The 9,262-nt window shown below is 64.9% G+C and carries 8 protein-coding genes; 2 read left to right on the forward strand and 6 right to left on the reverse strand.

Annotation, left to right across the window (positions count from 1 at the left end; genetic code table 11):
* Window positions 1-102 precede the first annotated feature (102 nt).
* From AAFX91_RS35210 to AAFX91_RS35220, 3 genes are all read right to left on the reverse strand, one after another.
* A complete protein-coding gene (locus tag AAFX91_RS35210; protein ID WP_130582921.1) occupies window positions 103-1,014 on the reverse strand; it encodes a S49 family peptidase in 912 nt (303 codons plus the stop codon).
* 233 nt (window positions 1,015-1,247) lie between these two features.
* Complete coding sequence (locus AAFX91_RS35215) at window positions 1,248-2,003, reverse strand: methyltransferase (protein ID WP_282526935.1); 756 nt, start codon at window positions 2,001-2,003, stop codon at window positions 1,248-1,250.
* Window positions 1,996-2,223: a DUF2007 domain-containing protein gene (locus AAFX91_RS35220; RefSeq protein ID WP_028166900.1), complete on the reverse strand. Its 228-nt coding sequence runs from the start codon at window positions 2,221-2,223 to the stop codon at window positions 1,996-1,998. Before AAFX91_RS35220 ends, AAFX91_RS35215 begins: the two co-directional genes overlap by 8 nt.
* A 169-nt stretch (window positions 2,224-2,392) precedes the next feature.
* On the opposite strand from AAFX91_RS35220, the gene AAFX91_RS35225 reads away from it, so the two are divergent.
* Entirely contained in the window at window positions 2,393-3,403 is a 1,011-nt protein-coding gene (locus AAFX91_RS35225; RefSeq protein WP_130582920.1) for a polyprenyl synthetase family protein, read from the forward strand.
* Window positions 3,404-3,550: 147 nt separating this feature from the next.
* On the opposite strand, the gene AAFX91_RS35230 is transcribed toward AAFX91_RS35225, so the two are convergent.
* The 3 genes from AAFX91_RS35230 to AAFX91_RS35240 form a co-directional block, all read right to left on the reverse strand.
* The gene (locus AAFX91_RS35230) at window positions 3,551-4,438 is read right to left on the reverse strand and encodes a 4-(cytidine 5'-diphospho)-2-C-methyl-D-erythritol kinase (RefSeq protein WP_130582919.1); all 888 of its coding nucleotides are present in this window, start codon (window positions 4,436-4,438) and stop codon (window positions 3,551-3,553) included.
* Window positions 4,439-4,466: 28 nt separating this feature from the next.
* A complete protein-coding gene (locus AAFX91_RS35235; RefSeq protein WP_130582918.1) occupies window positions 4,467-6,251 on the reverse strand; it encodes a tetratricopeptide repeat protein in 1,785 nt (594 codons plus the stop codon).
* A 298-nt stretch (window positions 6,252-6,549) separates the two neighbouring features.
* Window positions 6,550-8,208 (reverse strand): electron transfer flavoprotein-ubiquinone oxidoreductase, encoded by a 1,659-nt coding sequence (locus AAFX91_RS35240; RefSeq protein ID WP_130582917.1) that lies wholly within the window; start codon window positions 8,206-8,208, stop codon window positions 6,550-6,552.
* A gap of 143 nt (window positions 8,209-8,351) precedes the next feature.
* Between AAFX91_RS35240 and AAFX91_RS35245 the strand changes: the two genes are divergently transcribed.
* Window positions 8,352-9,176: a uracil-DNA glycosylase family protein gene (locus tag AAFX91_RS35245; protein ID WP_394569615.1), complete on the forward strand. Its 825-nt coding sequence runs from the start codon at window positions 8,352-8,354 to the stop codon at window positions 9,174-9,176.
* Window positions 9,177-9,262 lie beyond the last annotated feature (86 nt).

Consider the following 9,262-nt stretch of genomic DNA (forward strand, 5'->3'; position numbering starts at 1 on the left):
AACTACTTCGCCGTCGTCGCCATTGCCGCCACTCTGCTCTGGATAAGGTAACTGTCCACACGGCCTAGAGCTTCGGTTCTGATTTCAATCAGAACCGAAGCTCTAGAACCCGAATTTGGCCCAGATCGCCCGCGTTTCCAGCGCCGAGATCAAATCATCCGGCAGTCCTCCGAGCGGGTCCAGCGCCGCCAGCGAGCCGGCCCCGGGCGACCGCCGCCCGAGAAGCCCCGACAACAGCCCGCTTGCGGGCGCAATCACCGGCGTCAGCACCTTCTCCCCGTAGCGGGCACGGAGCGTCGAGCGGAGGTCGCCGATCCCGTCCGCCAGGCCGAGCGCAATCGAGGATTCGCCGGCCCAATATTCGCCGGTGAAGAGCACATCGTCGGCGCCTTTCAGCCGCGCGCCCCGACTCTCCTTGACCAGCGCGATGAAGATCTCGTGGATCTCGCGCTGGATCGACTTCAGCCGCGCCACCTCCTCGGGCTTCTCGGGGAGGAACGGATCGAGCATCGCCTTGTGCTCGCCGGCGGTATAGAGCCGCCGCTCGACGCCGATCTTCCGGATCAGTTCCTGGAAACCGAAGCTGCCGCCGACCACCCCGATCGAACCGAGGATGGAGGACGGGTCGCAGAAGATCTCGTCGCCCGCGCAGGCGATCATGTAGCCGCCGGAGGCCGCGACGTCCTCGACGAACACCAACACCGGCAGCTTCTTTTCGGCGGCGAGCTGCCGGATCCGCAGATAGATCTGGCGCGACTGCACCGGCGAGCCGCCGGGCGAATTGATCACCAGCGCCACCGCCTTGGCGTTGCGGATCGCGAACGCGCGCTCGAGCGTCTTCGCGATGCCGGCGAGCGTCATGCCGGGCCGCAGCGGCGTCACCGCACCGATCACGCCCGACAGTCGCACCACCGGCACCACGGCCATGCCACGCCGCAGCCGTGCCGGGAGCCAGCCCTCGAGCCTCTCGAAGAGGCCCGGCAGTCCGGGGCGATCAATTCTTTGTTCACTCATTCCCGTTACCTCGAATTAACCGTTTTTTATCCCACCACTGTCATCCACTGATGGAACGCCCCTTGCATCGCGGTGTTCTAGCTGCAATCGCGCAGCGGAGAGCAAGATGAAAATCTATCTGCTGATTTTGCTGATCGGTACCCTGCTCGCGGCGGTTCACTTTACCGCAGCACCCGAACGGCAGTCGGACACGCTCCCGCAATAGTAAAGGACAGGTCCGCGGTCCGGCATCTTCACCCGGCAAGCGGCAATATCCCCTTCCCCATCAAGCTCTCCTGTACCTCTTTATTAGGCACGCCAGACTCGTCATTGAGCACGAGAGCGGCATGGAGGCGCGTCGGCGCGCGCCCGCCTTTGACCGCGCGAACCAGGATGCGGCCCGCCACCGCGGTCACATCGGCGTGAACGGGCAGGATCTCGAGGCTGCCGAAGCCGCGATCGAGCGCGGCCAGCACCTCGGCAATGCCATCGGCGCGCCAGATCAGCGTCAATTCTCCTCCGGATTTCAGAATGCGCCGCGCGGCATGGATCCAGCTTTGCAAGGTTGTCGCCGACGCGATGTGCGCGACCTCGCGCGCCCGGTCCGGCGAAGCGCGGTGGCGCCGGGAATCATTGAACGGCGGATTCATCAGCACGACATCGACGCTGTCGGGCGGCAGGCCGGCGGCGGCGAAGGCCTCCGCTGACGATTCAACGTCGAGCACGATCACGTCGGCGGAAATCGCATTGGCGGCGGCGTTAGCCTCGGCAAGTGCAGCTAGCTGCGCGTCGATCTCGACCATCACCAGGCCGATGCCGGCAACACGTTTGGCCAGCGCAAGGCCGGCGGCGCCGACGCCCGCGCCCAGATCGGCCACGCGATCGCGGTGACGCGCGCGCGTCGCGGCGGCGAGCAACATGGCGTCATGTCCGGCGCGGTGACCCGACTTGAGCTGTCGCAGCAGCAATCGTCCGCCGAGAAAGGCGTCCTCGCTGACGTCTTCACTCATCGGCGCGCAATTCATGCGCGAAACCCGCATCGGCCAACAACTCACGCGCGGCGCGGTTGTCGTCCTCATGGACCAGGATACGCCGCGGCAGGATGCCGAGCGATCCCTCGATGACGCTCATGTTCTGGTCCAGCACCAGATGATGGATATTGGCGCTGTCGAGCAATGCGGTGATCGCAGACACCAGCACCATGTCATTGGTTCGGACCAATTCCCGCAAGTGTTCGTTCTCCATGTTTCATGCCCAGCGCAGACCATGCGACAGATGTCAACAGCTTCGTACCCTTGCCGCCCCAGCGCGCAGTTTCTATTGTAGTCTTTAGGCGCAGTGATCGACTTGCCGGGTCACGCCCTAGGATAGTGTGATTTCGGCAAATTTGGAGACCAGCGTGGCGGTTATTGTCCCCTTTGAAAACCCGTCGAACGCTTCGATAGACCCGCTGGTCGCCCTGGTCGCCGCCGACATGGAACGCGTCAACGCGACCATCCTGGCGCGGACCGGCTCCGAGGTCACGATGATCCCGGAGGTCGCCAACCACCTGATCTCCTCCGGGGGAAAACGCCTGCGGCCGATGCTGACATTGGCGATGGCCCAGCTCTCCGGCTATTCCGGCGACGGCCATATCAAGCTCGCCGCCGCCGTCGAGTTCATGCATACCGCAACTCTGCTGCATGACGACGTGGTCGACGAAAGCGAGCTCCGGCGCGGCAAATTGTCGGCGCGGATGCTCTGGGGCAACGAGGCCAGCGTCCTGGTCGGCGACTTCCTGCTCGGCCAGGCCTTCCGCATGATGGTCGAGGTCGGCTCGCTGCGCGCGCTCGACATCCTTTCCTCGGCCGCTGCCACCATCGCCGAGGGCGAGGTGATGCAGCTTGCCGCCGCCAAGAACACCGCGACCACCGAGGACGAATATCTCGCCGTGATCCGCGGCAAGACCGCGGAGCTGTTCGCCGCCGCCTGCGAGGTCGGCCCGGTCATCGCCAACCGGCCGAAGGCGGAGCAGACCGCGTGCCGCTCGGTCGGCATGAATCTCGGCATCGCCTTCCAGCTCGTCGACGACGTGCTCGACTATGGCGGCAAGTCCGCCAAGCTCGGCAAGAACGTCGGTGACGATTTCCGCGAGGGCAAGATCACATTGCCGGTGGTGCTGGCGTTCCGCCGCGGCAATGACAGCGAACGCGAGTTCTGGGTCCGCGCGCTGGAGCAGGGCGAAATCCGCGGCGGCGATCTCGACCACGCGATCGGGTTGATGACCAAGCACCGCGCGCTCGAGGACACACTGACCCGCGCCCACCACTACGGCGCCATGGCCGTCGACGCGCTGGCGCTGTTTCCGCCCTCCCCGATGAAGACCGCCCTGGAGCAGGTCGTAGCCTTCTGCCTGGCGCGCTCGCATTGAGTTTGTTCCGCCGTCATACCCCGCGAAGGCGGGGTATCCAGTAAGCGGCGGCTTCTCGATTCTGCTCTGACGTCTCTGGAATACTGGGTCACCCGCCTTCGCGGGTGACGACAGCCGCGTAGGATAGATAGAGCAGGTTGCGCTACTTCAGCTCAGCACGCCCGAATGCACCCACCAGATGGGGTGCTCGCGGCGGAGCTTCTCGGCCGCGCGCTGGGCGTCGGCGGTGTTCTCATAGATCGCAAAACATGTGGCGCCCGAGCCGGACATTCGCGCGAGCCAGGCGCCATCGGTGGCGTTGAGCGCGGCGATCACCGCGCCGATCACGGGCTGGATGCGCACCGCCGGCGCTTCCAGATCGTTCGAGCTGGCGGCAAGGGCCTCGACCCACTCGTCGAGCGAGCCGCCCTGCTCCGGCCAGGACGGCGCCTGCAGCATCACGTCGGTGGCGCCGACCAGGAGGTCGCCGGGGCGCAAGCCAAGCTCCGCGAACACGTCCTTGGTGGCGACGGGGATCCGCGGATTGACCATGACGCACGGCAGCTTCGGCAGGTTCAACGGCATCAGCGTCTCGCCGACCCCGGTCATGTCGCAGGCATGCGAGGCGACGCAGACCGGCACGTCGGCGCCGGTTTTCAGCGCAACGTCGCGCAGACGCTCGTCGTCGAGGGCGAGATCGTTTAGTCGCGCGAGCAGCCGCAGCGCCGCCGCGGCATCGGCCGAACCGCCGCCGATCCCGGCGGCCACCGGCAACACCTTCTCCAGCGCAAAGCTGCCGGCCTTCAGGCCGGGAACGCGCTCGCCGAGCAGGCGCGCGGCCTTCAGCACGAGATTATCAGCGGTCTCGCCGCAAGCCTCCGCCATCGGCCCTGAGGTCGTGAGCGTGAGTTCTTCGCCCGGCGTCAGCGTCAGGCGATCGGCGCAATCGGCGAACGCCACCACGCTTTCAAGGTCGTGATAGCCGTCGACGCGCCGCCCGATCACCCGCAGGGTCAGGTTCACCTTGGCACGTGCGTCCTCAATCAGCGCCGGCATCGACAAACCGCCCCATAATCTCTTTGGATCAGCCGCCCTTGCCGTCTTCTTTCTTCTTCTCGACGGCGGCGGCGTTATTAGAGGCGTCCTCCGGCAGGCCGTTCTCGATCTTGGCTTCGATCTTCGGCAGCTCGTCGGCCTCCGGCTTGAGGTCGCGCGCATGCGCCCACTGGAACTTAGCTTCCAGCGTGCGGCCGACCCGCCAATAGGCGTCGCCGAGATGGTCGTTGATGGTCGGATCTTCCGGCTTGAGGTCGATGGCGCGCTCGAGCTGCTTCACCGCCTCATCGTAATTGCCGATGCGGTAATAGGCCCAGCCGAGCGAATCCACGATGTAGCCGTCGTCGGGGCGCTGCTCGACGGCACGCTTGATCATCTTCATGCCTTCGTCGAGATTGATGCCCTGATCGATCCAGGAATAGCCGAGATAGTTCAGCACATGCGGCTGCTCGGGCTGCATCTCCAGCGCCTTGCGCATGTCGGCTTCAGCCTTGGTCCACTGCTTGGAGCGCTCCTCGCAGATGCCGCGGTAGTAGTAGGTGACCCAGGCGTTCTTGTCGCCGGCCGTCGGCATCGCATCGATCGCCTGCGTGTAGGTGCCGGCGCAATCGGCGAATTTCTTGCGGCCACGCTCGATATTGCCGAGCGCCATGATGGCCTCGATGTCCTTCGTCGAATCGGAGGTGAGCTCCTTCAGGATCTTGATCGCCTCGTCGCTGCGGTCGGCGGCGTCGAGATCGGTCGCAAGCTGGATCTGCGCGTTGCGCTTCAGCGGCGATGAGGCCGGCATCCGCTCATAGATCTTGATCGCCATCTGCGGTTTCTTGACGCTCTCATAGAGGTCCGCGAGCGAGAGCAGCGCCAGCGGATGATTGGGCTGCAGGTACAGCGCAAGCTGCAGATAGACCAGCGCCAGATCCTCGCCGCCGCGGCGCGTCAGCGTCGCGCCGATGCCATAGAGCGCTTCGGCCGCGCCGGCCTGCGCCGAATCGACCAGCGGCGATAGCTTCTTGCCGGCCTTGGCCTCGCGGATGCCCTCCTGCACCAGCGGGTGGCGCGGCAACTTCTTGTCGAAGGCCTCATAGAGGGACGTCGCGGCAGCCGCATCCTTGTTGCGCGACGACCAGCGCGCATATTCGTCCACGATCCGCAACATGGAATCATCGAGCTTGTAGGCGCGCTCGAAGCGGGTGCCCGCGTCCTTCTCCTTGCCGGAAAGCTCCAGGATCATGCCGGCGTGGAGATCCTTGAACAGCGGGTACCATTCCGGCCCGGTGAGCTTGTCGATGTTGGCGACCGCCACCTTGGCATCGCCCGCGCCATAGCTCGCCCAGGCTGCCAGCAGCGTCGCGACCAGGTCGGTGATCGGTCCGCGGATCGACTGGTTGACGTTGACCTGCGCGGCCGCGTACTTCTTCAGCTTCAGGTCGCGTACGCCGACGACGAGCCGCGCGACGCGGTTCGATTTGTCCTGCGCGAGGATGCGGTCGGCGAGCTTAACGGCCTCGTCGATGTCGCCTTCGGCCAGCGAGGAGATGAAGGCGCGGTCGAGCAGTTCGTTGTTCTTCGGGTCGGTACGGAGTGCCGAGCGGTAAAATGCCGCAGCGGACGCCGCGTCGCGCTCGACGCTGGCGTGGCGGGCGGCGAGATAGCTGCCGGCCGTGGTCAGCGATTTCAGGTCGTTCTTGCTCGGAAACTGCGCCGCGTTGTCGGCGGGATGATCCGGCGTCTGCGCATAGAGCGCGCCAGGTGCGGCGAGCACGGCCAGGCTGAGAGCAGCAATCGTCCAGCGGTTAAAGCGTGTAGAAAGCATCACGGTTCGCCTTGCTCCAAGGGATTAACGGCGGGACTAACGGCGGCGATCTCTCAGGATCAGTGTCGAATGCGGACCCAAGCGGCGGCATCCCGGCCAGCGACAATGCCGTTTTTGGCCTCCAATCGCAAGGACACGGGTGGCGAATCAATTAGCAGAATAGCCCTCAAAGCCGCCGATTTGACCGTTAATACCCGAAACGCCTTCAGTGTGGCGGTATCGTGACCGGTCTTGCCGGATTATCCGGGCCTCCACTCACACAATCGTGGTCGGGCCGGCCATTCCTATATCGCCGCGGTCACATCGCCTCGTAGTTGGGCCCGCCACCGCCCTCCGGCGGAACCCAGGTGATGTTACCGTTCGGGTCCTTCACGTCGCAGGTTTTGCAGTGGACGCAGTTCTGCGCGTTGATCTGGAAGCGCGGGCCCGAGGCTTCCTCGACCCATTCATAGACACCGGCCGGGCAATAGCGATTGGAGGGGCCGGCGTAGACGTCGTGCTCCGACGTCTTCTGCAGGTTCATGTCGGCGACCTTGAGATGAACCGGCTGGTCCTCCTCATGGTTGGTGTTGGAGAGGAACACCGAGGACAATTTGTCGAACGAGATCTTGCCGTCCGGCTTCGGATAGGCGATCGACGTGTGCTGTTTCGCCGGGTCCAGCGTCTTGCGATCGGGCTTTGCGTGCGATTGAGTTCCGAACAGCGAGAAGCCCAGCGTGTTGCACCACATGTCGAAGCCGCCGAGCGCGACGCCGATCACAGTGCCGAACTTCGACCATAGCGGCTTGACGTTGCGGACACGATGCAGGTCCTTGCCGATGGCGGAATCGCGCCAGGCGTTTTCATATTCCACGAGTTCGTCATTGGCGCGGCCGGCGCCGATCGCCGCCGCGACATGCTCGGCGGCGAGCATGCCGCTGCCCATCGCGTTGTGCACGCCCTTGATGCGCGGCACGTTGACGAAGCCGGCCGCGCAGCCGATCAGCGCGCCGCCCGGGAAGGTCAGCCGCGGTACCGATTGATAGCCGCCCTCGGTAATGGCACGCGCGCCATAGGCGAGCCGCTTGCCGCCTTCGAGCACGGCACGGACGGAAGGGTGCGTCTTGAAGCGCTGGAATTCGTCGAACGGCGACAGATACGGATCGTCGTAGTTGAGATGCACGACGAAGCCGACGGCGACGCGGTTGTCGTCGTAGTGATAGAGGAACGAGCCGCCGCCGGTGGAATTGTTGAGCGGCCAGCCGAAGGAATGCTGGATCAGGCCCTTCTGGTGCTTGGCGGGATCGATCTGCCATACCTCTTTCAATCCGATGCCGAATTTCGGCGGCTCGCTCTTCGCATCGAGCTGGTACTTCGCGATGAGCTGCTTCGACAGGCTGCCGCGCGCGCCTTCGGCGAACAGCGTGTATTTGCCGACGAGCTCCATGCCGCGGGTGTAGGAGTCCTTGTGCGAGCCGTCCTTGGCGATGCCCATGTCGCCGGTGGCGATGCCGCGCACATTGCCGTTGTCGTCATAGAGCACTTCGGCGGCAGCAAAGCCCGGATAGATCTCGACGCCCAGCGCTTCCGCCTTCGGCGCCAGCCAGCGGCAGACATTGCCGAGCGAGCCGATATAGCAGTGATGATTGTTCATCAACGGCGGCATCATGAAGGCCGGCAGCCGGATCGCACCGGCTGCCGTCATCCAGTAGAAGCGGTCGTCCTTCACCTGGGTCTTCAGCGGACAGTCGGCATCCTCGCGCCAGTCCGGAATCAATTTGTCGAGCGACACCGGATCGATCACCGCACCGGAGAGGATATGCGCGCCGACCTCGGAACCCTTCTCCACCACGACGATGTTGAGATCGGGATTGAGCTGTTTCAGCCGGATCGCAGCCGAGAGGCCCGACGGTCCGGCGCCGACGATCACGACGTCGAATTCCATGGATTCGCGGGGCGGTAGTTCTTCGGTGCTCATGGTCTCTTCTCAGCCCGGTTGAGAACGCTTCTAATTGGTTAGGCTGCGTTGTTTCCGATTTTTGTCGCGAGGACAACCATTGAAATGCATTTCGCGACGGCGCGATGCATCCTAAATTGCGGGCGGAGGACTTGTATCCCACCATGACGCCCGAGCCCGCCCCTACCTTAAAGCAATTGCTGGCCTTTTACCTCGAGGCCGGGGTCGATTGCGCGCTTGTTGACGAGCCGGTCAACCGGCTCGCGGAGGCGGAGCCTGTTCCCGCCGCCCCGCCGCGCGAGATAGCGCCGTCGCGTCCGCAGCGGGAGATGCCGCCTGCGGCGCCGGCAGTTCCGCGCGGCGAAATCACCATCGCGCCGGATGCGGCGGTTGCCTCCGCACGCGAGGCGGCGCGGACCGCGCCGACGCTGGACGCGCTGCGGACGCTGCTTGCGAATTTCGACGGCTGCGCGCTGAAGCATACCGCGACGAAATTGGTGTTCGCCGACGGCAATCCGGCGGCGCGGGTGATGTTCGTGGGCGAAGCGCCCGGGCGTGACGAGGACATCGAGGGGCTGCCCTTTGTCGGCCGCTCCGGCAAGCTCCTGGACCGCATGATCGCGGCGATCGGGCTCGACCGCAGCAAGGCCTATATCGCCAACGTGATCCCGTGGCGGCCGCCGGGCAACCGCACGCCGACGCCGCAGGAGACGCAGGTGTGCCTGCCCTTCATCCAGCGCCAGATCGAATTGGTGAATCCCGACGTGCTGGTCACGCTCGGCAATCCCTCGACGCAGGCGCTGATCGGCACGCGCGAGGGCATCATGTGCACCCGCGGCAAATGGTTCGACTACGACACCGGCACCCGGGTGATCCGCGCCATCGCCACCTTCCACCCCGCCTATCTCCTGCGCTCGCCCTCCTACAAGCGGATGTCATGGCAAGACCTCCGCGCCATCGCGAAGGTGTTGGGGCAGACTCCCGCGTAGGGGGCAAAGGCCGTAGATGGGGTAACGGGCCCCGGGCTGCCCTCCAAGCGAGCCGCGCTTGCTACGGCGCTATGGGTGGCGCGCTG

Source organism: Bradyrhizobium sp. 31Argb (assembly GCF_043638955.1).
Taxonomy (GTDB): Bacteria; Pseudomonadota; Alphaproteobacteria; order Rhizobiales; family Xanthobacteraceae; genus Bradyrhizobium.